At 42.5% G+C, this 24,730-nt stretch carries 19 protein-coding genes; 1 reads left to right on the plus strand and 18 read right to left on the minus strand.

What is annotated here, in order from left to right:
- Positions 1–392: 392 nt before the first annotated feature.
- The 8 genes from GKR48_RS14045 to cmoM form a co-directional block, all read right to left on the minus strand.
- Entirely contained in the window at positions 393–1,040 is a 648-nt protein-coding gene (locus GKR48_RS14045; protein WP_154628531.1) for an MBL fold metallo-hydrolase, read from the minus strand.
- A gap of 39 nt (positions 1,041–1,079) precedes the next feature.
- Entirely contained in the window at positions 1,080–1,628 is a 549-nt protein-coding gene (locus tag GKR48_RS14050; RefSeq protein ID WP_154628532.1) for a YcbK family protein, read from the minus strand.
- 314 nt (positions 1,629–1,942) lie between these two features.
- Positions 1,943–3,670, minus strand: a complete 1,728-nt coding sequence (gene ldtD, locus GKR48_RS14055) for a L,D-transpeptidase (RefSeq protein WP_154628533.1) — start codon at positions 3,668–3,670, stop codon at positions 1,943–1,945.
- 366 nt (positions 3,671–4,036) lie between these two features.
- On the minus strand, positions 4,037–4,750 hold the full coding sequence (aphA, locus tag GKR48_RS14060) for an acid phosphatase AphA (protein WP_154604241.1): 714 nt from the start codon (positions 4,748–4,750) through the stop codon (positions 4,037–4,039).
- Between the two features lie 223 nt (positions 4,751–4,973).
- Positions 4,974–9,413, minus strand: a complete 4,440-nt coding sequence (gene mukB, locus GKR48_RS14065) for a chromosome partition protein MukB (RefSeq protein ID WP_154628534.1) — start codon at positions 9,411–9,413, stop codon at positions 4,974–4,976.
- The gene (gene mukE, locus GKR48_RS14070; protein ID WP_154628535.1) at positions 9,410–10,138 is read right to left on the minus strand and encodes a chromosome partition protein MukE; all 729 of its coding nucleotides are present in this window, start codon (positions 10,136–10,138) and stop codon (positions 9,410–9,412) included. The genes mukB and mukE overlap by 4 nt, the downstream gene beginning before the upstream one ends.
- Entirely contained in the window at positions 10,119–11,444 is a 1,326-nt protein-coding gene (gene mukF / locus GKR48_RS14075) for a chromosome partition protein MukF (protein ID WP_132494492.1), read from the minus strand. The genes mukE and mukF overlap by 20 nt, the downstream gene beginning before the upstream one ends.
- Positions 11,441–12,229 carry a tRNA uridine 5-oxyacetic acid(34) methyltransferase CmoM gene (gene cmoM, locus GKR48_RS14080; protein ID WP_154628536.1) on the minus strand — a complete coding sequence of 263 codons (789 nt, stop codon included), beginning with the start codon at positions 12,227–12,229 and terminating at the stop codon, positions 11,441–11,443. The genes mukF and cmoM overlap by 4 nt, the downstream gene beginning before the upstream one ends.
- Positions 12,230–12,412: 183 nt before the next feature.
- Between cmoM and elyC the strand changes: the two genes are divergently transcribed.
- Positions 12,413–13,219 carry an envelope biogenesis factor ElyC gene (gene elyC, locus GKR48_RS14085; RefSeq protein WP_154628537.1) on the plus strand — a complete coding sequence of 269 codons (807 nt, stop codon included), beginning with the start codon at positions 12,413–12,415 and terminating at the stop codon, positions 13,217–13,219.
- Between the two features lie 63 nt (positions 13,220–13,282).
- On the opposite strand, the gene kdsB is transcribed toward elyC, so the two are convergent.
- The 10 genes from kdsB to aroA all read right to left on the minus strand — a co-directional run bounded on the left by kdsB (position 13,283) and on the right by aroA (position 24,726).
- Positions 13,283–14,029, minus strand: a complete 747-nt coding sequence (kdsB, locus tag GKR48_RS14090) for a 3-deoxy-manno-octulosonate cytidylyltransferase (protein ID WP_154604247.1) — start codon at positions 14,027–14,029, stop codon at positions 13,283–13,285.
- A gap of 4 nt (positions 14,030–14,033) precedes the next feature.
- The gene (locus GKR48_RS14095; RefSeq protein WP_036951756.1) at positions 14,034–14,213 is read right to left on the minus strand and encodes a Trm112 family protein; all 180 of its coding nucleotides are present in this window, start codon (positions 14,211–14,213) and stop codon (positions 14,034–14,036) included.
- Between the two features lie 142 nt (positions 14,214–14,355).
- Entirely contained in the window at positions 14,356–14,571 is a 216-nt protein-coding gene (locus GKR48_RS14100) for a cold-shock protein (protein ID WP_036951758.1), read from the minus strand.
- A 456-nt stretch (positions 14,572–15,027) separates the two neighbouring features.
- The gene (gene lpxK, locus GKR48_RS14105) at positions 15,028–16,002 is read right to left on the minus strand and encodes a tetraacyldisaccharide 4'-kinase (RefSeq protein WP_154628538.1); all 975 of its coding nucleotides are present in this window, start codon (positions 16,000–16,002) and stop codon (positions 15,028–15,030) included.
- Positions 15,995–17,743 (minus strand): lipid A ABC transporter ATP-binding protein/permease MsbA, encoded by a 1,749-nt coding sequence (gene msbA / locus GKR48_RS14110; RefSeq protein ID WP_154628539.1) that lies wholly within the window; start codon positions 17,741–17,743, stop codon positions 15,995–15,997. Before msbA ends, lpxK begins: the two co-directional genes overlap by 8 nt.
- A gap of 35 nt (positions 17,744–17,778) precedes the next feature.
- Entirely contained in the window at positions 17,779–20,091 is a 2,313-nt protein-coding gene (locus tag GKR48_RS14115) for a DNA internalization-related competence protein ComEC/Rec2 (protein WP_154628540.1), read from the minus strand.
- A 294-nt stretch (positions 20,092–20,385) separates the two neighbouring features.
- Positions 20,386–20,673 (minus strand): integration host factor subunit beta, encoded by a 288-nt coding sequence (ihfB, locus tag GKR48_RS14120; protein ID WP_006657810.1) that lies wholly within the window; start codon positions 20,671–20,673, stop codon positions 20,386–20,388.
- A gap of 54 nt (positions 20,674–20,727) precedes the next feature.
- On the minus strand, positions 20,728–22,401 hold the full coding sequence (gene rpsA / locus GKR48_RS14125; RefSeq protein ID WP_006662163.1) for a 30S ribosomal protein S1: 1,674 nt from the start codon (positions 22,399–22,401) through the stop codon (positions 20,728–20,730).
- A 173-nt stretch (positions 22,402–22,574) separates the two neighbouring features.
- The gene (cmk, locus tag GKR48_RS14130; RefSeq protein ID WP_036951769.1) at positions 22,575–23,258 is read right to left on the minus strand and encodes a (d)CMP kinase; all 684 of its coding nucleotides are present in this window, start codon (positions 23,256–23,258) and stop codon (positions 22,575–22,577) included.
- 190 nt (positions 23,259–23,448) lie between these two features.
- Complete coding sequence (gene aroA / locus GKR48_RS14135; protein ID WP_154628541.1) at positions 23,449–24,726, minus strand: 3-phosphoshikimate 1-carboxyvinyltransferase; 1,278 nt, start codon at positions 24,724–24,726, stop codon at positions 23,449–23,451.
- Between the last annotated feature and the right edge of the window lie 4 nt (positions 24,727–24,730).

Below are 24,730 nucleotides of genomic sequence, written 5' to 3' on the forward strand. Positions count from 1 at the left end.
AAAAATTAATAATAATTAACTAATTAAAATTAATTTGAAGACTAAAAATATCAATATATTTTTAATTTATCCAACTTAATATGAAAAATAAGATTTATTTCAATAAATAAAAAGTTATGAATATTAAATTATTAAATCTATCATTACTTTTAATAGCAGCAATGTGAATTAATTATCAGAGGTGGAAATAAAAACGCCCCATAAATGGGGCGACAGACCATTGACAAACCCATCAGGTTTGTCAATGGCTCTTTTGGGTTGTAAAATTAACAAGGAAAATCAATTTATTGATTTTCACCTGATAACACAAAGAGGGAAAAACCACGTTTTTATCCCTCTTTGTCATCAACCTCACGCCCCATAAATGGGGCGCTCTTATTTATTTCATCTTTTTACCAAACAGGTAATTCATCTTGTAAGAAAGGATTAGAAATACGCTCATGCCCTAATGTGGACATCGGACCGTGCCCCGGAATAAAGTGATACTCATCACCAAGAGGTAGCAATTTGTTTTTAATCGATGCGATCAGGTCTTGATGGTTACCGCGAGGAAAGTCACTGCGCCCGACACCACCTTTAAACAATACATCGCCCATGGAGATGAGTTTGTCAGCATGGTTCACAAAAACAATGTGACCGGGTGTATGACCAGGGCAATGCAGCACATCAAATTTAATGTTTCCACACGTGATGCTATCCCCTTCTTCTAGCCAATGATCTGGTGTGAAATCAGGGCAATCACCAATATAAAACATCGCATTTTGCTCAGCGAGATTTTCAATCCAGAACGCATCTTCTTTCTGTGGACCATAAATCGGTACACCGAAATGTTTTGCAAGAGGGGCTGAAGCGCCAATATGGTCAGAATGACCGTGGGTAAGCAGGATTTTCGTTAATGTTAATCCGCGGCTTTCAATGGCAGTAATCAGCTTTTCAGCCTCACCGCCGGGATCAACAATCACTGCATTCATTGAGGTTTCATCCCAGATAACCTGACAGTTTTGCATAAACGGGGTTACTGGGATAATCGTATATTTCATCGAACAATCACTCCATAATCTGTGTCACCTATGCACAGATTACCATGTTCTGACTGGACCTGTATCGATATGAATGAAATTGCTTTTCGGATAATAGCCCACACCGCCAGCACTCATTTTTAATGCCGCTTTACGGACGTTACTTAGCTGCAAGCCTTCAATATGGAAATCCATCGCTTGCCCACGGGTATGATAGCTTTGTTTCGCTACACCAGAGCTTTTACGACGTAATTCATTATTGGTTTGTAATGAACGATAACCCGAAATCAGCTGAACAGGTTTATTGGTTCCCATCATCATTTGCAGCAAATAAATTTGGTCAAATAATTTAGGATCAATGGTTTTCACTTTATCGCAGCGATAATCACGGAAAAGGTGATTTAAGCGAGCTAATTCAGACTTGTTATAACGGCGACCATCGAAAAACTCGGTCTTTAAAAACTCACCTGTATTTAAGTTTTGAAAACGTAAAATTCTTGGGCGAGGTGTACTCATTGCAGCAAGTACATGATTAGGTAATAGTCCCAGACCGATTGCGGCAGCACCAATTCCCAACCACTTTCTGCGGTTTTGATCAATCATATCCATAGGTGATAACTCAGGCGTTAATTATTCAGTAAATATACATTTCAACTTCATCAGTCTAGCAAAGGATATTTCGCTTTAATGTATAATTATGTAAAGAATTGCGTAAATTAAGGAAAATCCATCACTTTTATGCAAAAAGGTGAGTGGAATCACTTAGTCTAATCCGATTAGGACAGTTCTAATGCCCCATCAGGAATCATATGTAAACACAATGCATTCAATATATAAATATATTAAAACGGAATTGTTAGGAAGATTTAGGAATTAATGCAGAAAATAGCATCGAGGAGCCTAAGCCCCTCGATTAATAATCACTATTTTAAAATCGCTTTGATTGCAGGGAGATATTTTTCAGCGTTATCAATACTGCCATCATATTGATAAATATCCGCCCGATATTGCGGCTGCTGATCTTTATCAACCCACGCGGTTTGATAGTATAGATATACAGGAATACGGTCAGGAATATTCACATAACGCGTTGAGCCTTCTTTTAATGCCCCATCAATACGAGTCTGCGCCCAACCTGCATCACCTAATAAAATCGTTGCTAACTCGCTCGCTTTATTCACACGAACACAACCAGAACTAATGGCCCGAGCATTTTTATTAAACAGGCTATGGTTTGGTGTGTCATGGAGATAAATCGCGTCTGAACTCGGCATATTAAACTTATAACGCCCTAAAGAGTTACTTGAGCCTGGCGCTTGGCGAATGCGATAAGGGAAATTAGCAGGTGTAATATTTTCCCAGTCAATTGAATAAGGGTCAATCTCATAAGCATCTTGCCCCCACCCTGAATAAACCGTATAGCCTTTACGGCTAAAGTAGCTTGGATCCATTTTACCTTTCGGTGCAATATCCTTGCGCGCCAAACTGGTTGGCACACTCCAAGGTGGGTTAATCACCACATTATTCAATGCACTGCTCATAATTGGTGTTTTACGATCTGCACGCCCAACAATCACTTTCGAATCCAAAATGATGTCGTTATTCAGATAAAAATCCAATGTGTACGCAGGGATATTCACCAAAATTCCTGTACCGCTACTTTCAGGAACAATCCGTAAACGCTGAATATTCAGTGCCATCAGCCCCGCTTTTTGTTTTGGCTGCATATTGAGCCAAACGCGCGTGCCTTTACCAATCACACCATCGGCTTCTAAACCATATTGAAGCTGAAATTTTTTCACTGCGTCCACTAAGTCATCGCTATACACACGGGCATTAACGGTGACTTTATTGATCTCTTCTGGCGGAGCTGATGCATCAACGGCCTCACCTACCGCAGCAGCTTCCAACAATCCATCACGCACTAAAATCTCACGGAGCGTAATGACATCATCGCTGGCTTGACCCGGTTTTAATGCTTTCGTACCCGTAATTTCTAACGTATCTTCTGGCAACGCGAGCTGTTTTAGCATCTCTTTGCGCATCGGTTGATACATCGCGTGTTTCGGTGCTTGAGCCTTCACCCACTCACCCAAACGATGTTCAGATTCAGCCTCTAACCATGGTTTCATTTGTGCCGCGGTCGGTGCGATAATTTTATAAGGGCGGCTGGTGTATAGCCAATATTGCCCCGTCGACTCAACGGAAGACAGATATTGTAAATAACCCAACATAGCGTCGGATAAAATAGCATCTCGCCCCATTTCGCTCAGCTGGCTATTTTCCAATGAAACTAACCATTCGCTAAATTGAGGTTGGAAACCTGCTAAGGCAAGCTCGGCTAATTGCTGTTGAAACTGGCTAATTGCCGTTTCATCTTGCCATAACAATTGCATTTGCCTGTCGGCATAAATTTTCGCCAACTGGTCCGCAAACACCAGTTTAGTTTCTGATGGTAAAGATGCGTTAAGCTTTTCCAAGCTCTCTTTTGTCGTAACTTTACTCACCTCTTCAGCGACAACTGATTGAGGTTGTTGAATTTCCATACTGCTTTGCTGCGTATTTTCTGCTGCGGAAAATGCAGCGAACTGCATCGCCATCAGCCCACATAATACTGAGATCTGCAGAGCTTTCACTCTTCTCTTTGCCATACATCCACCTTAAAGTTACTACATGGATAACATTATTTTTTTATTATAGTGACACTATTTGATTATATTTAACTCTGAGAAGAATGTTATAGGAATTGACTAATTTTGTCTTTATTGATGAAAAAAGTTATTGAGGTAGGTGATCCGAAATAAGTGCTATTTATAAGACAATATGAGAAATAGAATTGTTTGCGTTTTCCACCAAAGCTAAACGATATAACATATCAAATATTGACGTTTTTATTCTTTCAATAGAGTTAATTTAATATAAGTTATATTAAATCGCTGGAATGCGTCATCAATAAATAAACACTATTTTGTTAGTTAAAGGCGAATAAATACCTTTAACTAACTTTTTATCGAATATTAATATTCTGAGTTGATAACGACTTCCTCACCAAAGCGACCCGCTTTTGGCAACGGTTGGTAAGAGGAATTTGATGCACGGAGAATACGAATTCCACGAATATCCAACTCATGAGCCGCAGCAATATCCGCATCTGCGTCACCATAATAGATAGTTAATTTATGGTCACGCATCCAGCTTACTTTATTATTTTTACCTGGCTCATCGCCGGCAAAAATGACTGGATTCATTTTATCCGCAGGAATTCTTAAACCTTCTTGCACATATTGAGTCACAGTTTCAGTTTTAGTCTGTGTACGACCTGTAATAAAGTAAACTTTATCACCACGTTCTAAGTGCATTTTAACTAAATCGATGCCCACTTGTTTTGGCATACTGAATTTGTCCCACTCATTATTCATTTTTTCCCAGAATTGAGGGTTTTTCAGATAGCTAAAATCATTTGGGGAGAATTCAAGTTTTCCACGGTAGAAACCAGGACTTGAGAATAAAACGGTATCATCGATATCAAAGCCCACTGCCATTGGCGCTTTGCCTTCTAAACTCTGTTTAATTTGTTCAACAGAGACCCAATGAACCGGTTGTTGTGCCGCTAATTCCGCAACAGTGACTCCAGTACTGACTGTTTCTGGCATTGGAATTTTGGCTTGAGATGTTGCCGTAAAGCTCAGCGCTAATGCAATTGCACTTAACGTTAGGGTAATTTTCTTCATGTTCGATCCTTATAACAATTCATTTTCGTGACTAACCACTCACGGGCTGCAATGATAAAAGTTTTCATTACATAAAAATGAGATTCAAATCTCATTGCAGTCATCTATTAATGATTTAAAGGGAAATAAAGATAATAGAAATAAAGAAATTAAAAACATAAAGATAATAAAAAAACCGACACAATTTCCTATGCCGGTTTTATTATTTAAAAACAAAAATCAATTATTGAGGTAATGCTTGCGGAGCAGGATTATCCTGACCAAAACCTTTTAGCCCAACAACATGAACGTGTTCCGTATTACCGGTCACTTTACGCACCAGTTTATATGTGGTTCCTTTCTCTGGGCTGATGTTTTCCGGCGCGGCGATAATAAGCTGCATTTCCAATCGGTCACATAACTCAAATAACGTGGCGATAGACTTCGCATCCAAACGCGCCGCTTCATCCAAGAACAGTAAGCGGCATGGAATGATATCTTTCGCACGCAGTCTGCGAGCCTCTTCTTCCCAGCTCTGAACAACCATCACTAAGATAGACATCCCCGTACCGATTGCCTCACCTGTCGATAACGCACCGCTTTCCGCTTTTAACCAACCATCGGAGCCACGGTTAACTTCAACCTCTAACTCTAAGTAGTTACGGTAATCTAACAGTTCTTCACCAATAGTTTGTGGCAAACGCTGCCCCATATCCATCTGCGGATTCAGGCGTTGATACAGTTTCGCCATCGCTTCAGAGAAGGTTAAACGTTGGCTAGTAAACAGGTCTTGATGCAGTTCGCTCTCTTCAGACAACACGCTCAACAATAAAGCGTGGCTTTCGCGAATGTTCACATTCAGTCTAACCCCTTTAACCTGACCAAATGCCACCGCTTGTAAGCCTTGGTTCAGCATACGAATACGGTTTTGCTCACGCTGGATAGTTTTACGAATGATGTTCGCCACACTCTTCGAGCTAATTGCCAGTTTTTGTTCACGGGCAGTTAACTCTTCGGTCAGACGCGCTAACTCAATTTCCATCTGCTCAATCGCATCGATTGGGTCATCGGTACGAATAATATCTTGGCGAATACGCTCACGCAGATGTTGGTAAACTGCGATAAAGAACTGAATTTTACGTTCAGGATGTTTAGGATCTTCGGACATACGCAGTACATCACGAAGATGTTCGTTATCTGCTACCGCTAAACGCAGCGCTCCTAACGCCTTATCCGACATCGAACGTAAACTATCACCATCGGTATAAGCTAATTCGCGACGATGCAGACGACGCTCAACGCCATTATCTTTCACCAAGCGCATCACCGCACACCAACCCGCTTTCGCCATCACAACTTGCTCACGGATTTGGTAATAATCTTTTTCCAGCTTACGCAGGCGTTTTTGCAGGTTATCCATTTCCGCTTCACATAACGTCAGTTGTTTTTCTAACTGGTTGATGCGGCTACGGTTTGCCATAACGGATTGATGTAATTCATCACGGCGAATGCTGGCACGCTCTTGCGCATCGGGATCCGCTTTCACGCCCATTTCTTGCATTTCTGCTTCAAGTTCTTTCAACATCTCTTGCTTGGTGTCGAATGAACTGCGCAGCGATGCCAGAACTTGATGATATTGAGTGCTTTGCGCTTGTTGCTGACGTAATAGCTCACGGGCACGAGTTCTATCTGCTTCTGCATGTTCTAAACGCTGACGCAGTTTTTCATTCAAGTCCGCATTTTCATTGACCATCCCCGTCGAATCACTGTAGCTAAAGTGCGCGCGACGTTGAGCCACTTCCACCAAGGCAAATGCTTGTTGCTTCGCATTTTGCTGGGTATGTTTCGCCAATTCATAATCTTTACGCAGTTGATCATGTTGCTCAGGATCGCTGAGTAATACCGTCACAATCGGCTCTAACTTCGCCAGATTATTACCGTGTTTATTGATAAAATGAGCCGCTTCTTCAGCTTCTGAAAGCTCTTCGCGGGTCTCTTCAACGCGATCCACCAGCGTTTCATCCATCAACAAATTCACTTGCGGCAATAAACGGTTTAATGCCAGTAAGTTTTCTTTGCCTTGAGCGAACTGTTGGCGCTGTTGCTGGGTCTGCTCTTCAAATTGGTTCAGTCCACGCTCTAATTCAGTACGTTTTTGATTTAATGTACGAATTTCAGCTTCAGGATCCGCTTCAAATGCCACTGAAATATGCTGACCAATAAAGCGGCTAAATGCTTGGTGAGCACGCTGAATTTTTTGCACGTCAAATGACAAGGTCGCATAACGCTCCGCCAATTCATCACGCTCAGCACTCAGTGACTCTAAATGGCTCTCACGGGCAGCTCGACCAAATAACGGTAATTCTGGATAGCGAGAATAACGCCACTGACGCTCTGATGAACGGACTAATACTGCATTTTCAAACTCTTGAGCATCAAAAACGCTGTCATCAAATGAGGATGGATCCCCCTCGATAAAATACACATCATCAGGGCAATCTTGTAAATTTTCTAGCTGCTCGCGAACCACGGCCAAGTCTTGTACCACGATACCGTGACGGGCAGGGCCATAAAGCGCCGAGAAATACGCCGCATCTTCAATAGTAATATCGTCGTAGATTTCAGATAACAGCACACCATTAAAACGCTCTGCCAGTGCCAGCATGCGCCCATCTTCGGCACCACTTGGTTGGCTTAAACGTTCGATTTGCTTATCGAGATCACGGCGCTGCGCTGCAACTTCATCACGCTCAACCGTAATTTCCCTTTCTTGCTCCAGAAGTTGCTGCATAAACTCAGTCACTTCAGTGCTATTTTCGAAAGTTTCACCCGATTGTTCGTTAAGCTGAGTTAGTGCTTCTTGTGCCATAATCCACGCAGGCGCTTTCGCGGAAAGCTGGCTGATACGCTGGCGAATTTGTTCCAACTCTTGGCGCATTTGCATGCGTTTTTCGCCGCTTTCATTAACGCCAGTACTTAACTCTTCTTGCAGAATTTCTAACTCGGCCATCAAGGCGTCAAGCTCATCGGGCTCAACACTTTGGCCATAACGTTTACAGAATTCGCTCAGTAATTTTTCGGCATTACGCTGGCTATCTAAACGCTGTTGCAATTCAGATAATTGCATACGCAGTGGCTGAACACGCTCAGCTAAATGTTGTTGCGATGACCAGTCACGCAGTAATGAACGCGCTTGTGTATACGCATCCCCGCGGCTCACGTCGCCTAACATAGTTTTAACTAGCTGATACGCTTGCTCAAACTGGCTATGAGCTGCATCCGCCACGCTCATTTTTTGCTCTAACGCGAGTAAGGCTTCAGTGGCTTGCTGCTCTTTGGCCTCAAAGGTTTCCAGCCATTCATCGATGTTTTCAATGGTAAGATCAGGCAGTTGGCAGAGTTCGCGAGCACGGTTTAAGGCATGAAGTGCTTGCTGATATTGAATCGCCCGAGTTTGCTGTACATCAAGCGCTTGCTGGTAATCTGCCAGCTGGTTTTTCAGCTCATCCACTTCAATTTCAGCGGCTTGCGCACGAGCATCAAGCTCTTCGTGTTTTTCTGTGGCTTCCGCGACGACTTCGCTCTGTTCTTCAAGGCGATAAGTGAGCTCTTCAATATCGGCTTGATAGCGGTCAATTTTTTCTTGATGACGTAATGCAGCTTGCACCAGATTTAAGTGGTCACTTGCCGCTTGGTAGTCCGCTTCGATTTCTGTCGATGCTTCGTTTTGTTCATTTAATTCACGCGCCATTTCCACACTACGAACTTGTTCAACGCGCAGTTGTTTGCGATTACTATACAGTTCGTTACGGGCGGCTAATGCTGCATCTAAGTGAATTCGGCGTTCATTTGAGTGGCGCATATAGTCCGCAGATACATAATCTGTGGCTTCACTGATCAAATGTTTAAATAAATCACGGTCAGATTGTGTAACGCGGATGGCTTCCAGTGTTAAACGGTTTTCACGTAATGCCGCTTCCATATCTTGGAATGCTTTACGTACGCCACTGTTTTCTGGTAATAAATAGTCACGCAGTGAGCGGGTGATCGCACTGGAAATACCACCATATAAGGAGGCTTCAATCAAACGGTAATATTTACTACGATCTCCTGCTGAACGTAGACGTTTTGGCAGCACACCCAATTCGAATAATACTGAATGGTAGTCTGTGATCGAGTTAAACTGCTTAAATTGGATGCCTTCTTGTTTTTCTACGCGCTCTTTCAGGTCATTCAACGGAATAACCTTAGCTTGGCGCCCTTCAAACACTTCCGTTAATACTTCCGTTGGCACTGTTGCTAATGGCACGCCTTGGATCATAAACGGTTTGATATCGACTTTTTTATCGCGTCCCGCTACTTGCTGTAAGCGAACACCGACCATAACACGTTGATGTTTAGAGTTTAAAACATCCAGCACGGCATAACAGACACCGGGACGTAGCTTTCCGTGTAGACCTTTATCACGGGACCCCGAAGTCGCCCCGGCTTCTGTGGTATTACGGAAATGCAGTAACGTTAAGTCAGGGATCATAGCGGTAATAAAGGCCGCCATGGTGGTGGATTTACCCGCACCATTTCCCCCAGACAGGGTGGTGACTAATTCATCAAGGTCAAAAGTACGAGCAAAAAAGCCGTTCCAGTTCACCAGCGTCAGTGAGCGAAATTTTCCGCGTTCAATCATTCTTGTTTATCCTCTTCACTGTCAGCCAGATCTTGACTCTCATCCGTTTCGTCTTCATCGCTGTCTTTTAGCGATAATTCCCCTTCAAGAGAGACCGCTTCACCATCACGGATCATGCGTAATTGTGCTTCTTGTGGGTTATCGCCACTACGCACATCCGCACCAAAGCGGAACACAGACTCATTAATAATAAATTTGCTGGAGTCATTTTGCAGGAAATAGACCATACCTAAACGACGTAAGCGGTTTAAGGAGGTTCTCAGTTTTTCCTGTAATTTTTGTTTATCAAGGTCTGAACCTGTGGAGCGTTGATTAACAAATTTCAGTAATTTGCTTTCGTCGGCCAGCGACAATAACTCTTCAAACAGCTCTTGAGAGGTAAAGACCCCTTGGTTGGTTAGACGCTCAGGACTCAAATAGAGGTAGCACAGAATTTTACCCACCATCATGTCCAATTCAGACAAAACAGAACGAGGAATTAAGGTGCTAGAACGGGGACGCAAATAGAAGAAGCCTTCTGGTGCCCGGATCAGCTCAACATTATAGCGAGCATAAAATTGCTCTAACGGTTCCTGAAAATCCATTAAAAATGCATGATTATCAAGGTCATCAATACTGATATGGCGACCTGCACGCAGTTGGCTGTCGAGCTCAGGAAAAATCGGGTTAGCTAGTGCTTGAGCCAGTTTAACTGGCATAAATTGTTCAATATTTGTCGATGACATGTGCCTGTACCTTGGCTCCGTGATCATTAATAGCGCGCCACTCTGCCGGTAATCCCGCCAGATCAGCCTCTGCGATACCTAGTTTTACAGCCTGATCGATAATAATACGCGCAACGTCAAAATGGCGTTTCTGCGGGTATTGCGTCAGATAACTCTGTAATACGTGACCGACATCCAGCGGTTTGTTATCCGTTTTATAGAACGCAAGTTGCGCTTCGATTAACGCCGCTAATTGGTCATTAAGTTCACTGAATTCTTCAAATTCTAGATCAGGTGGAAGTTCCCCCATCACCTCTTGATCATGAAGTGCCAGCTCCTCATCACGCATATCAAAAAGCCTATCCGCATTGGCATAGGTGAGTGCCCAAGGGCTATCGAGGTACTGCTGTACAGATTGACGTAAACGTTGGGAAAATATACGGTTTTTATCCATATCAATCGCTGTACGGATAAATTTATGAACATGTCGGTCGTAACCAATCCATAAATCAATGGATTGCTGCCCCCAGCTCACAATACGGTCTAACTTGTTTTGCAAATCAAAGATTAATCGGTCGACCATTTCCGAGAACTGCGGCGCATTCATGTTAGCTTCTTGAATACGTAGTAAGTTTGCCTGTAGCTTATCGCCAGCCGCTTCTAAAGTATCTTGCAATTCTCTTAATGTGCCGGACGTTTCAGAAAGTAGCTGCTCACAGTTAGCAATTGCCGCCTGCCAGTCTTGGTTTAACAGTGCAGCAATATCATCTTTAACGCTGTTTTGTTGCTCATCCATAATTCGCTGTGACAGGTCAATACTGTCAAAAATTTCAGCGACTGAATATTTTAATGGCGCAAAAACATGACGGTGCCAATAAAATTCATCACCACCTTCTTCGGCTGATTCCGCTGCACGTTGTAGCTCTCCCGCCACAATCGATAACTGCATCGATAATCTTAATGTCGAAAATTCGCGTTGACGAATATAGTAATCACTAATGCCAATACCGAGTGGCGTTAGACGATAAATCGCATTTCCTTCGACAATGTCGCTGGCAAAGCGGTTAAATATTTTTTGGCGAACCATGTCATTGATGGCGTTGTTCGCTCTGACTGCCAGTGATTCGGTGGTTTGTTCGAAGCCTTTGCACACTTCTCGAAACGCATCCACCAGTTCCCCTTCACTCATTTCACCGTTAACCCGCTCACTGTTCAGCACTGCGACGGCCAGCAAAAACGCTAAGCGTTCTGCGGGTAGGGAAATCGCAAAATCATTTTTTCGTGCCCAAGACACGAGTTCAGGGACGGTCTGGGAAAAATCACTCATAAATCGTCCTTTTGGGTTTGTTTGCGTGCCATAACATGAATATATCGCCCCATACTGATATAGGGTTCTTCACGACAATATTGTTGTTCAAGCGCCAATAACGCTGGAAAGTCTTTTTGTTGTAATTGTCTACTTTGCAAATAATCATGGAACACTCTGACGCCACTTTTGCCTAAAATATCCATACCACAACCAATAAGCCACTCATCAACCTGTTGAGGGAAAAGCGGGTTCTGTGGCGATAATGAACGTTTGCGACGACGCTGGATATGAGGAGTTGCGAGATGAAAATTACCTAAAATTGCATTACGCATCACCAAGCCATTTGCATTATAGAACATGACAGAAAATATGCCTTCCGGTCTGATAATCTCTGCCAGTTGCTCTAATGCATATTTTTGGTCGCTAATCCATTCAAGTACTGCATGAAACAAGACAAAATCAACTGGTTCATCAAGGTGTTGAGCGATATCTTGAACTGCGCAGTGAACAAAGCTGATATTCTCGCTAATTCCTTGTTCATCAGCAAGCACCGATGCCCGTTCTAACATTTCTTCGGATAAATCGCAAAGAATAACCTGATGACCCATTGCGGCTAATTGACGAGAAAAATGCCCTTCTCCGCCGCCCGCATCTAATATACGTAATGTTTGGCCTGGGAAATGCGTTTCCAGTAACTGGGTAAGATCTTGCCAAACTACCGCTTCGCGAATTTTTCCTTTTGTCGTTCCATAAATATTTTTTGCAAATTTATCGACAATATCATCAAAGTTGCGGTCTGCCATCTGCGTTCCAGTTACCTATCATGAGTTATTTACAGCATATCAAAACCAAGAATTATAACAGATAATCTAGCTGTTTTTGCATAGTACTTTATTTTGTATCCGATTTATTTTGCATAGCATTTTATTGCTGATGCAGCTACATTTGACCCTATTCGCTTACATTATCTTCATGACAGGCTTTCTATGTTATTTCTGCTAAAAAAATACCTTGGCTCACTGTTAATGCCGCTGCCCTTATTATTGATCATTGGGGGAATTGGGCTGATTTTATTATGGTTTACCCGCTGGCAAAAAAGTGGAAAATCCTTGGTGACATTAAGCCTTATTATCATCGCATTATTGGGGCTACAACCTATTTCTGATCGGTTACTCGCGCCCGTTGAAGGCCCTTATGATAAGCGTTATGAGCTTATCACCACCAATCCGCCTGAAGAGATAAAGTATATTGTGGTTTTGGGAGGTGGATTTACCTATAACCCAGATTGGAGTCCTAGCTCGAATTTGCTCAGTAATAGCTTGCCTAGAGTCACTGAAGGGGTACGTCTTTATCTGCAACATCCAGGTAGCAAATTGATTTTTACTGGCGGTAAAGCCAGTAGCCCAATAAGTAGCGCTGAAGTCGCATCTATGGTCGCTCAATCTTTAGGAGTTCCAGCGACAGATACAATCCCGCTAACCGAACCGAAAGATACGCAAGAAGAGGCGTATGAAGTGGAAAAAATTATTGGTAAGCAGCCGTTCTTGTTAGTGACCTCAGCGAACCATTTACCCCGCGCGGTGAAAATGTTTACGAGTCGTGGGATGCAGCCTTATCCAGCCCCGGCTAATCAGTTGGTGATCACCAGCGACCTGAATCCTTGGGAGCGTTACATTCCTTCAGCATTCTATTTTAGCCACAGCGAACGAGCATGGTATGAGCTCATTGGCTCAATTTGGTGGCACTTAAAGCCGGAAAATACCCAACCAATTGAAGATAATCAGACCGAGTGAAATACAAAGGGGAAACTTATTCAGTTTCCCCCTTCACTTATCTGGCCATATTCACTCTGGAAATTATGGCTGAAACGCTTGTCTAACCAACTCGAGATCTTCCGGTGTATCCACTCCTGCGCCTGGTGCTTTTTCAGCAACCGCCACATGAATTTTTTCACCATACCAAAGCACGCGAAGCTGCTCTAGCATCTCGATTTTCTCTAATGGGCTGGCATCCCAAGCGATATAACGACGAATAAAACCCGCGCGATAAGCGTAGATACCAATGTGACGCAAGAACGTATCGCCAATGGTCTCTTTACTCTTAGCAAACTGGTCTCTATCCCACGGAATTGTCGCTCGAGAAAAATAGAGCGCATAACCGTCTTTGTCCATCACGACCTTCACTGCATTCGGATTAAAGGCTTCTTGTGCACTATGAATGGGGACGGCGAGTGTTCCCATATTTGCCTGACTACCTTGCAAATTATGAGCGACTTGGCGAATGATTTCAGGTGGGATCAGCGGTTCATCACCTTGTACATTGACAATAATTTCATCATCGGAAAAGCCATAAGTGTCAATCACTTCAGCCAAACGTTCCGTACCAGATTGATGATCGGGGTTAGTCATACAAGCTTCCCCACCCGCTGCGATGACCGCGGCAGCGACATCTGGATGGTCAGTTGCAATAATGACTCGACTAGCACCTGATTTAATCGCTTGCTCCATGACTCGAACAACCATCGGTTTACCGTGAATATCTGCTAAAGGCTTACCCGGTAATCGTGTTGAAGCGTAACGCGCAGGAATAATGACGGTAAACATAGGATTACAGTCCTTCGTCTAAAGCAACTTTACGCGCTTCGTTCTCAAGTAAAACGGGGATGCCATCGCGAACAGGAAAGGCGAGATGATCAAACTTGCAGATTAATTCGAGGTTTTCTTTGTTGTAACTTAGTTTGCCGTGACAGGATGGGCAAGCAACAATTTCAAGTAAACGGTGATCCATGTTTTCTCCCAAATGGATTTAAACTCACTTGGCGTCAGGATATCACATGCAGGTATCACCGTTAACTCTATTCTTGCTTATTAAGATCTCCTGCGAAGAATGAGAGGATAGTGCAGGAGAAATATTTCTGTTAAGAATTCAATTAGTAAGCGATAACGTCTCTTGCCGTTATGCCATCTGAATTACGAGTAACAGAGAACTCGACGTTTTGACCTTCAGATAAAGATTTGATTTTTTTATTCGCAATTGATTTAGTTGTTACGAAGATATCATCACCGCCATTACGAGGTGAAATAAAACCGTAACCTTCTTTTGCGTCAAACCATTTAACTTGGCCCATATGTAATTGAAAATTCATATTGAAACTCCTTCTTGTTCCGAGAACAATTTTTTATATTTGTATCATTACTCTCTACACGTTATTCCATTTATTTTGCTGAACTATTTATTTCGATCAGTTCATTCTGACCTATTTATTCAAGCCAATCTATTAACATCATTAAGAGTAATTAACTTAACCAATTTATGCATCAAATGTTTATGCATATCTTATAACGACCCAAGTGTAGGTTTCAGCCACCACACATTTACCGTGAACTTAACAGTCTATTTTGACACTATGATGACAACACGAAATAGTAGAGTAAGTAGTGTATTGCGAGGATAAGTGACTAACTCAAGAACGGGTCGTAAAATTAAAGCTAGCAAATAATCCACTTATTAATGTATTGCAACTTGGTACATAATAAGTAGATCTGCATCACATTGCAGGTATTATTATCTGAAATTAATCCTAAAAGCAAGCAATTTTATTTTAGATAAGTGATTTTATTTCACTTAAGATTCGTTTTTCGCCTATTTTATCAAACTGCGCTTCCACAGGAAGATACCACCAATTGGTCTGTGCGAAGGAATGACATTTGACAGCATCCTTTTCAGTCATCAGTAAATTTTGATTTTTTTCTGCTAAAGAAACGAGTTGCTGCTGGCTATAAGCTTGATGATCGGAAAACGCATGGGTATTAACAAGTGTTAATCCTTTGCTTTCTAAAGAAGAGAAAAAACGAGGTGGATGACCAATTCCCGCCATCGCAACTACATTGTTAAGCTCGGTAACCGAGTTTTTTTCGCCTGTTGCTAGGTTCACGGCCATATCCCCCTCTAGGGACATCAGTGTTTCATTTGAGTTAGGAACACCACCATTTACAATCAAGGCATTGACTGTTTTTAATCGCCCTGCACGTTCACGCATTGGCCCCGCAGGTAACCACCAGCCATTGCCAAAACGACGCTGCCCATCAATGACGACAATTTCATAGTCACGTTGCAATGCGTAATGCTGTAAACCATCGTCTGTAACAATAATATCTAATTGAAAATTATCGAGTAATGCTTTAATTGCATCACTACGTTTTGGTGCCACAGCAACAGGTGCATGAGTACGATGATAAATCAAAACTGGCTCATCGCCTGCAACTGCCGTGGTTGTCGTCTGGTCTAACACTAACGGATAATGGTCAGACTGCCCGCCATATCCACGAGATACAACACCCACACGAACACCTTGTTTCATAAGCGATTCAACTAGCCAAATAACCACAGGGGTTTTTCCATTTCCCCCTGCCGTTAAATTCCCTACAACCACAACAGGCACAGGGGCTTTCCATGAGCGAAGAAGTCCAGTTTTATAGCCGATATGACGTACTAACGTTATCAATCCATACAAAAAGGATAACGGAAGCAACAAAATATAGAGCCATGATTTACCGGACCAAATTCGCTCAATCATTCTTAAATTGCATCCTATGTAATTGCGCGTATGCCCCATTTTGGGCTAGTAGCGTTGCGTGGTCACCACGTTCAATGATATGCCCATCTTGTACAACCAAGATTTGATCCGCATTTTCAATAGTGGATAAACGGTGAGCAATCACAAGCGAAGTTCTATTCTTCTGCAATTCGTCTAACGCGGCTTGAATTGCACGCTCTGATTCCGTATCTAATGCTGATGTCGCTTCATCTAAAATCAAGATTGGCGCATCACGCAATAAAGCTCGAGCAATCGCAATACGTTGGCGCTGACCACCAGAAAGCATCACACCATTTTCGCCAATCATCGTATCTAACCCATTATCCAGCTTTTGAATAAAGTCCATGGCGTAGGCCATTTCAGCGGCTTTTTCAATTTCTGCTCTGCTATAGCGCCCATCTGTCGCATAGGCAATATTATTTGCAACAGTATCATTGAATAAATAAACATGCTGAGATACGAGAGCGACTTGGCTACGTAAAGATTCTAGGGTGTAATCACGAATATCATGCCCATCAATACGAATACTACCCTTATCAATGTCATAGAAGCGGGTAATTAAGTTAGCGATAGTGGATTTACCTGAACCTGAACGCCCCACTAAAGCCACTGATTTACCGGCTGGTAGCGTAAAAGAAACATTCTCTAGTGCAGGGTGCTCTTTGGTTTGATAAGTGAACGTGACGGAATCGAACTCAATATCACCTTTCACTTGAGTCAGAACTTTCGTTCCTTCATCTTTCTCTTTTTCAGTATCTAAAATCGCAAATAACGTTTGGCATGCTGCCATTCCGCGCTGGAATTGCGCATTCACGTTAGTCAGTGATTTAAGTGGGCGCATTAACGCAAACATGGATGAGAAAACGACACCGATTGTACCTGGTGATAATTGTTCTTTGATCTCAGGGAAACTTGCTGCGTACAAAACAAATGCTAATGCAAAAGAGGCAATCATCTGAACAATAGGATCAGAAATCGCTGAGGCGCTAACCATCTTCATATTTTGACGGCGCATATTATTACTGACTTTATCAAAACGTTCAGTTTCGACTTTCTGACCACCAAAAATAAGGACTTCTTTATGCCCTTTAAGCATCTGCTCAGCGCTCGTCGTCACATGCCCCATACCCGTTTGCATGTTTTTGCTGATTTTACGAAAACGCTTAGAAACAACCCGAATAGTGATAGACACGACTGGCGCAATAGCGATCAAAATTAATGATAATTGCCAGCTGTTATAAAACATAATACCAAATAACGCGATGATATAAGTGCCTTCGCGAATAATGGTAATGAGAGCACCGGAAGCCGAAGACGCGACCTGCTCTGAATCATAGGTAATACGTGATAATAAAGTCCCTGTGGATTGCTGGTCAAAGTAGCTCACCGGCATGCCCATCATATGACCAAATAATTTGCGGCGCATACTCATCACTACTTTTCCTGACACCCAAGAAACGCAGTATGTGGAGACAAAACTTGAAGATCCACGCACGACCATCAAGCCCAAAATAGCCAACGGTAACCACTTCAGTGTGTCATTATCCGCTTTACCAAAACCATCATCTAATAATGGTTTAAGTAAAGAAATCATAAACGCATCACCTGCGGCGTTGATGATAAGAGCAATTGCTGCAACAACTAACCCAATTTTAAAAGGCGCAATGGTTGGCCATAGGCGCTTAAATGTTTGCTTTGTCGATAGGTCTTGATCATTCATGCTTTTATTACCAGACTTAATGTAAGCGCACTATTCTACAAGGGAAATTGGCTAACACCAAACCACAGATGATACCAACGTGGATTAATTTCTTTTCTGTAACGCAAAATCTCCATTTTTTCTTTTCTAAAACATATTGTTACCTGCCCTTCCTCCGCTGTATTTAGCCACTGAATATTCTTTTTAGCATAGCGCAAATAGACTTTATCTGATGGAATTTTCCATGGGCTATATCTCGCAGAGGAAACTAATGCCAACGTTGGCTGTACTTTTCGTATAAATAACGGTGTTGAAGATGTATTACTCCCATGGTGAGGAACAAATAAAATATCCGCTTTGAGCTGCCCATCATTTTGTAATGCTAGCCTTTTTTCGCCTTGTTTTTCCAAATCTCCAGTAAGCAATAGTCGCCGATGCCCATCACTAACCTGAATCACGCAAGAATCATTATTATGTGATATTTCAGCTAATTTCTCTGGCCACAATACTTCGAATCTTAACATCCCCCATTGCCAGCGTTGTCCTTGATAACAAGGAAGATGATTGGGTTGCCCAAAGCTACTACGTAGGCTTAGCCATGGATATGCTTCAATTAAATCAGAGATACCACCAGTATGGTCAAGGTGATTATGACTTAAGATTGCGTTGATAGGTGTGACTTGATGATACTTTAAGAAAGGAATAATTTGCCGTTTAGCGTTGCTTCCTCCACTCCAGCGGTTCCCCGTGTCATATAAAACCCCTTGCTTATTTTGCACCATAACCACAGCAAGCCCATGTCCAATATCCAACATGGTTAAGCACCAGTCATGCTCTTCGTGTTCGTTTTGACTCTTAGTAAAAAATAATAAAATACCAATACAACTTAATAAGCCAAGATAATTTTTATACCAACCAAATAAGACAATAAAAGCAAATGCCCAACAAAAAAACACGCTATAAATAGGCATTGTGTTAATTTCAGTCCAAAAGCCGCTTAAATATGTCAGTGGTCCTAGCCCAAACTCGAGGATCCTATCAATTAACCCGAAAGCTACATTATGCCAAGCGCTTATAGGTAACAATAGCGTGCTAAAAATAACGGGTACCACTCCCCAAGTAATAAGCGGTACAAACCATAAATTTGCAAATAAGCTCATAATATTAATGCCGTTAAACAACAATACTTGAATAGGTATTAGTAGAATCAATAAACCAATTTGCAGATGAATTAGCGGCGTTATTTTTCCCATAATTGGATGACAACTCAACGTAGACGAAATGGGAAAAACACGAAACCAATACAGAATAGCTAATACAGCAAAGCTAGATAACCAAAAGCTATCGGAAAGGATAGCAAGCGGATCAAACAATAAAATCCCAGCAATACTCCATAACGCCCATTGCCACGGAAAACAGAAAAATGGCTGCTTACGGACATAAATCCAAAGTAGCAATGCAAATACAGCTCGAGTTGCAGGGATCGCAAAATTCGACAACCAAGCATAGAGAATGGCAAATATAACACCTGAAATTAATGGTAAATTCTCACCTATCCATTTAACGGGTAGGAAAAATTGCAATAAGCGAGCGCATAAGTAACCAATTAAATAGGCAATGCCAATGTGTAATCCAGAAATTGCGATCAAGTGTGTCAATCCTGTTGATTGCAATAACTGTGTATGTTCCGTAGAAAGCCGTCCTCTCTCCCCAAACATTAACGCATAAATAATTCCATGATTTTGTCGTGTCGAAAGTGTTTCGCCGAACTGGTCAATAATTTTTTGCCGTAGGGAACATTGCTGGCCTACTTGTACTGCTTGTTTGATTTTTAGTGTGCCGACAACTCGTTGAGCAATGAAATGCCTTTGCAGATCAAATCCGCCTTCATTCAAAGAAGCATGAACTGGATTTAATTTACCAACGACCCGCCATTGCTGCCCTGCACACACTTTTTCATGCTTATTTTGTTTTAAATTCCATGATGCATAGAGCGGAGGAAAAATTCGTACCCCATCGACTTTGTCTATCCTTACTCTCTTTTTAACATCATCCTGATTGAGTGGGATGCTAACAATCGTAATATCCCATTGCCGATGAGTACCACTTAGAAAATCAATTTTTTTCTGTACCTCAACACCATGCCAACAAGCCCAAAGCCAGCTCATTCCCATTAATGCCAAAAATCGAATGCGCTTATTGCGCCAAATAACCATCAGAATGACTAACAGAATAATACCAGCCACTAAGTAGTGACTAGAACTAGGAGGATTCGGCAAGAAAAGCAACGGAAGCGTACCGATAATCAATGCAATAGCGACTTCTGTATAAGAGAGTTTATCTTGATAGTGGCGGCTAAATTTTCCCATCGACCTTAAACCTACCTACGATTATTTCTGTGCAGATAAGTTAAAGGTATTCAGAGTGATTCAATAACCTTGTAATTAGAAAATTTAAAGCGTTATTCCAAAACTATATGCAATGCAAAAGAGTTAAAAAAATTGAGCTGCGAAGCGCTTCGCAAAAATAGCCTTAAGTGATGCATTTAATAAGATATTAGAAGGTAATTTAAGAAAAGCAGAATGGGAAATTATAGACATAAAAAAACAGCGCTATATCAATATAGGCGCTGTTTTAGAGTAATAATTAAGATTTACAGTCGATTATTGACCGTAAATATTTACACGATCGCGTAACTCTTTACCTGGTTTGAAGTGGGGAACGTATTTACCTTCCAGTTCCACTTTATCACCTGTTTTTGGGTTACGGCCAACGCGTGGAGCACGGTAGTGAAGAGAAAAACTGCCGAATCCACGGACTTCAATACGCTCGCCTTCAGCTAACGTATCAGCCATATGCTCAAGTATTTCCTTTACAGCTTCCTCAACGGTTTTCGCTGAAAGATGAGACTGCTGGCTAGCCAGTCTTTCAATTAATTCAGACTTGGTCATAGTACCTCCCTAAACTACCGATACAAAGGGGTAACCGAAGTTACCCCCACTTAATTATTCGCCTTTAGCTGCTTTGAAAGCTTCAGCCATTGCATTGTTACCGAATGCAGTATCTTCTTGCTTGTTCACAGCTGCGACAGCATCTTTCTCATCAGCTTCGTCTTTAGCGCGAACAGACAGGTTGATTACACGGTTTTTACGGTCAACACCAGTGTATTTAGCTTCAACATCATCACCAACGTTCAGAACCAGAGTTGCATCTTCAACACGGTCACGTGAAGCTTCTGATGCACGCAGGTAACCTTCAACGCCCAGAGTCAGCTCTACAGTTGCACCTTTAGCATCAACTGCGATTACTTTACCAGTAACAATTGCGCCTTTCTTGGTTGCTGCCAGGTAGTTGTTGAATGGATCTTCAGCTAACTGTTTAACGCCCAGAGAGATACGCTCACGCTCTGCGTCGACTTGCAGAACAACAGCTGCGATTTCATCGCCTTTTTTGTAGTCACGAACTGCTTCTTCGCCTGCAACGTTCCAGGAGATGTCAGACAGGTGAACCAGGCCATCGATGCCGCCGTCCAGACCAATGAAGATACCGAAGTCAGTGATTGACTTGATCTTACCTTCAACACGGTCGCCTTTGTTGTGAGTCTCAGCAAATTGCTGCCATGGGTTAGATTTGCATTGTTTCAGGCCTAAGGAGATACGACGACGTTCTTCATCGATATCCAGAACCATAACTTCAACAACATCACCAACGTTAACAACTTTAGATGGGTGGATGTTTTTGTTAGTCCAATCCATTTCTGAAACGTGAACCAGACCTTCAACGCCTTCTTCGATTTCTACGAAGCAACCGTAGTCAGTCAGGTTAGTAACGCGACCAGTCAGTTTAGTACCTTCTGGGTAACGTTTAGCGATTGCGACCCAAGGATCTTCGCCCAGTTGTTTCAGACCCAGAGAAACACGAGTGCGTTCACGGTCGAATTTCAGAACTTTAACATTGATTTCATCACCAACGTTGACGATTTCGCTTGGGTGTTTAACACGTTTCCAAGCCATGTCAGTGATGTGCAGCAGGCCGTCAACACCGCCCAGATCAACGAATGCACCGTAGTCAGTAAGGTTCTTAACGATACCTTTAACTTCCATGCCTTCTTGCAGATTTTCCAGCAGTTGATCGCGCTCAGCGCTGCTTTCAGATTCAATTACAGCACGACGAGAAACAACAACGTTGTTGCGTTTCTGATCCAGCTTGATTACTTTGAACTCAAGCTCTTTGCCTTCCAAGTGAGTAGTATCACGAACTGGGCGTACATCTACCAGTGAACCTGGTAAGAACGCACGAATGCCGTTCAGTTCTACAGTGAAACCACCTTTAACTTTACCGTTGATAACACCAGTTACAGTTTCAGCTTCTTCGTAAGCTTTTTCCAGCATCAGCCATGCTTCATGACGTTTAGCTTTCTCACGAGACAGAATAGTTTCACCGAAACCATCTTCTACTGCATCCAGAGCTACATCGATTTCGTCGCCAACTTGGATTTCCAGCTCACCCTGAGCATTTTTGAACTGTTCTACTGGGATAGCAGATTCTGATTTAAGACCTGCGTCTACCAGGACTACGTCTTTATCGATAGCAACTACTGTACCGCGTACAATAGAACCAGGACGAGTTTCAATATTCTGCAGGGATTCTTCAAAGAGTTGAGCAAAAGATTCAGTCATATTAATGATCTTCAAGTGTCTTATATTAACGTCCATCTAGCATCCCGCCAAATGGGGTTGTTTCACATACCCCACAACATTCCTTGTCGCAAGGTTTTAACCATGCTAGAAAATAACCAGCATGGAGGTAATTGCGTATATTATCTAATTATAAGCTAAAATAAAGCCTATTATCACGATAATTGTAGAATTTTTTTCGCGTAGGTGCGTGCTTTTTCAATAACTTCCTCAATAGACATACTTGTGGAATCCAGCACTAACGCATCTTTAGCGGCAATAAGAGGAGCAACCGGACGGTTACGATCCCGATAATCGCGCTCTTGAATTTCGGTCAAAAGTCGTTCAAAGTTAACATCAAACCCTTTCTCCTGCAACTGCTTCATCCGACGATGAGCTCGCTCCTCAGCGGAGGCATCCAGAAAAATTTTCACTGGCGCATCAGGAAAAACGACTGTTCCCATATCGCGACCATCTGCGATTAAGCCGGGCATCATTCTAAATGCTCGCTGACGTCTTAATAGGGCTTCACGCACTCGCGGGAACGTGGCTGTTTGGGATGCGGTGTTCCCGACGGTTTCTTGCCTAATTTCATTAGACACATCTTCACCTTCGAGAATAACTTTCAAACGATTTTCTTCAGGTACAAAACGCACATCTAAATTTGCAGCTAAAGGCACTAAAGCATCTTCAGATTGAATATCGACGTGGTGATGCAGAGCCGCTAGCGCTAATACGCGGTAAATTGCACCAGAGTCTAATAATTGCCATCCAAATTCATTTGCTAATGCTTGGCAAAGAGTACCTTTACCCGCTCCGCTTGGTCCATCAACGGTGATTACAGGGGCGATAGCCACCATAAAAAATCTCCTTTCCTGCAAATAGCCTCAGCTACCCGCAATTAAAATCTGTGGGGATATTATACCTACTCAACAATTTTGTGAAACACGCAGGTGGGTTTGTCAGAAATAAAAATAGGTGAAAATAAGGAAAATGAAAGGAAAAGATTGGTTGATAACACATTGATGTTAATCAACCAATCTAATTCGGTTAGTGGCTTAATCGTGCGAGTTGTTGGAAATAATCTGGGAAAGTTTTTGCTGTACAGCCTGGATCTAAAATCGTCACAGGGGTATCGGAGAGAGCCACCAATGAGAAGCACATCGCGATGCGATGGTCATTGTAGGTTTCGATTTCAGCATGTTTTAGCTGGGCTGGTGGTACGACTCGGATAAAATCATGCCCTTCTTCAACTTCTGCACCCACTTTACGTAGCTCAGTTGCCATCGCAAATAAGCGATCAGTTTCTTTCACTCGCCAGTTATAGATATTACGAATGACTGTTTCACCCTTTGCAAACAGAGCGACCGTTCCGATAGTCATCGCTGCGTCGGGAATAGCATTCATATCCATGTCAATACCGTTCAGAGTTCCACGCTCACATTCAACGTAATCATCTCCCCAACGGATAATTGCCCCCATTTTCTCCAAAACGTTAGCGAATTTCGTATCACCCTGTAAGCTATTGCGGCCAATCCCGGTGACTCGAACGACGCCACCTTTAATCGCTGCGGCGGCTAGGAAATAGGAAGCGGAAGACGCATCCCCTTCGACAAGGTATTCACCCGGAGATACGTACTGTTGCTGACCTTTGATCACAAATTTTTGGTATTGATGATTTTCAACATCCACACCGAAGGTTTTCATTAGTGCCAGCGTAATGTCGATATAAGGTTTGGAAACCAGCTCGCCTGCAATCGTAATCACTGTGTCCTGAGAAGCCAAAGGCGCAGCCATTAATAATGCCGTTAAGAATTGGCTAGAAACCGAACCATCCACCGAAATATTGCCACCAACAAAGCCGCCATTTAAGCGCATCGGTGGGTAATTTTCTTGTTCAAGATAGTCAATCTTAGCGCCGCCTTCCCTTAAGGCATCCACTAAATGACCAATCGGGCGCTCTTTCATGCGCGGTTCGCCCGTTAATACAATATTATTTGCGCATAATGACAGTGCGGCCGTTAGTGGGCGCATTGCGGTGCCCGCATTACCTAAAAAGATCTCAAGTTCGCCTTGATAAGATAAACAGCCATTTATCCCTTCAACTTGGCAACGAGTTTTATCTTCAGATAATTGATATTTAACACCTAGCTGGCTTAATGCATTCAGCATATGGCGAATATCATCGCTGTCTAATAAGTTAGTGAGTACCGTAGTGCCTTTTGCCATAGCGGCTAAGAGAAGTGCGCGGTTGGAGACACTTTTTGACCCCGGCAGATTAATGGTGCCATTAATTGAAGAAATTGGTTGTAATGTCAGGGATTGCATGAAA

Source organism: Providencia sp. wls1943, from assembly GCF_009706275.1.
In the GTDB taxonomy this organism is placed as follows: domain Bacteria; phylum Pseudomonadota; class Gammaproteobacteria; order Enterobacterales; family Enterobacteriaceae; genus Providencia; species Providencia zhijiangensis.

Bases quoted from the DNA above. Each gene is read 5' to 3' on its own strand.
- GKR48_RS14045 (WP_154628531.1), bottom strand. From the start codon at position 1,040: ATGAAATATACGATTATCCCAGTAACCCCGTTTATGCAAAACTGTCAG.
- GKR48_RS14050 (WP_154628532.1), bottom strand. From the start codon at position 1,628: ATGGATATGATTGATCAAAACCGCAGAAAGTGGTTGGGAATTGGTGCT.
- ldtD (WP_154628533.1), bottom strand. From the start codon at position 3,670: ATGGCAAAGAGAAGAGTGAAAGCTCTGCAGATCTCAGTATTATGTGGG.
- aphA (WP_154604241.1), bottom strand. From the start codon at position 4,750: ATGAAGAAAATTACCCTAACGTTAAGTGCAATTGCATTAGCGCTGAGC.
- mukB (WP_154628534.1), bottom strand. From the start codon at position 9,413: ATGATTGAACGCGGAAAATTTCGCTCACTGACGCTGGTGAACTGGAAC.
- mukE (WP_154628535.1), bottom strand. From the start codon at position 10,138: ATGTCATCGACAAATATTGAACAATTTATGCCAGTTAAACTGGCTCAA.
- mukF (WP_132494492.1), bottom strand. From the start codon at position 11,444: ATGAGTGATTTTTCCCAGACCGTCCCTGAACTCGTGTCTTGGGCACGA.
- cmoM (WP_154628536.1), bottom strand. From the start codon at position 12,229: ATGGCAGACCGCAACTTTGATGATATTGTCGATAAATTTGCAAAAAAT.
- elyC (WP_154628537.1), top strand. From the start codon at position 12,413: ATGTTATTTCTGCTAAAAAAATACCTTGGCTCACTGTTAATGCCGCTG.
- kdsB (WP_154604247.1), bottom strand. From the start codon at position 14,029: ATGTTTACCGTCATTATTCCTGCGCGTTACGCTTCAACACGATTACCG.
- GKR48_RS14095 (WP_036951756.1), bottom strand. From the start codon at position 14,213: ATGGATCACCGTTTACTTGAAATTGTTGCTTGCCCATCCTGTCACGGC.
- GKR48_RS14100 (WP_036951758.1), bottom strand. From the start codon at position 14,571: ATGAATTTTCAATTACATATGGGCCAAGTTAAATGGTTTGACGCAAAA.
- lpxK (WP_154628538.1), bottom strand. From the start codon at position 16,002: ATGATTGAGCGAATTTGGTCCGGTAAATCATGGCTCTATATTTTGTTG.
- msbA (WP_154628539.1), bottom strand. From the start codon at position 17,743: ATGAATGATCAAGACCTATCGACAAAGCAAACATTTAAGCGCCTATGG.
- GKR48_RS14115 (WP_154628540.1), bottom strand. From the start codon at position 20,091: ATGGGAAAATTTAGCCGCCACTATCAAGATAAACTCTCTTATACAGAA.
- ihfB (WP_006657810.1), bottom strand. From the start codon at position 20,673: ATGACCAAGTCTGAATTAATTGAAAGACTGGCTAGCCAGCAGTCTCAT.
- rpsA (WP_006662163.1), bottom strand. From the start codon at position 22,401: ATGACTGAATCTTTTGCTCAACTCTTTGAAGAATCCCTGCAGAATATT.
- cmk (WP_036951769.1), bottom strand. From the start codon at position 23,258: ATGGTGGCTATCGCCCCTGTAATCACCGTTGATGGACCAAGCGGAGCG.
- aroA (WP_154628541.1), bottom strand. From the start codon at position 24,726: ATGCAATCCCTGACATTACAACCAATTTCTTCAATTAATGGCACCATT.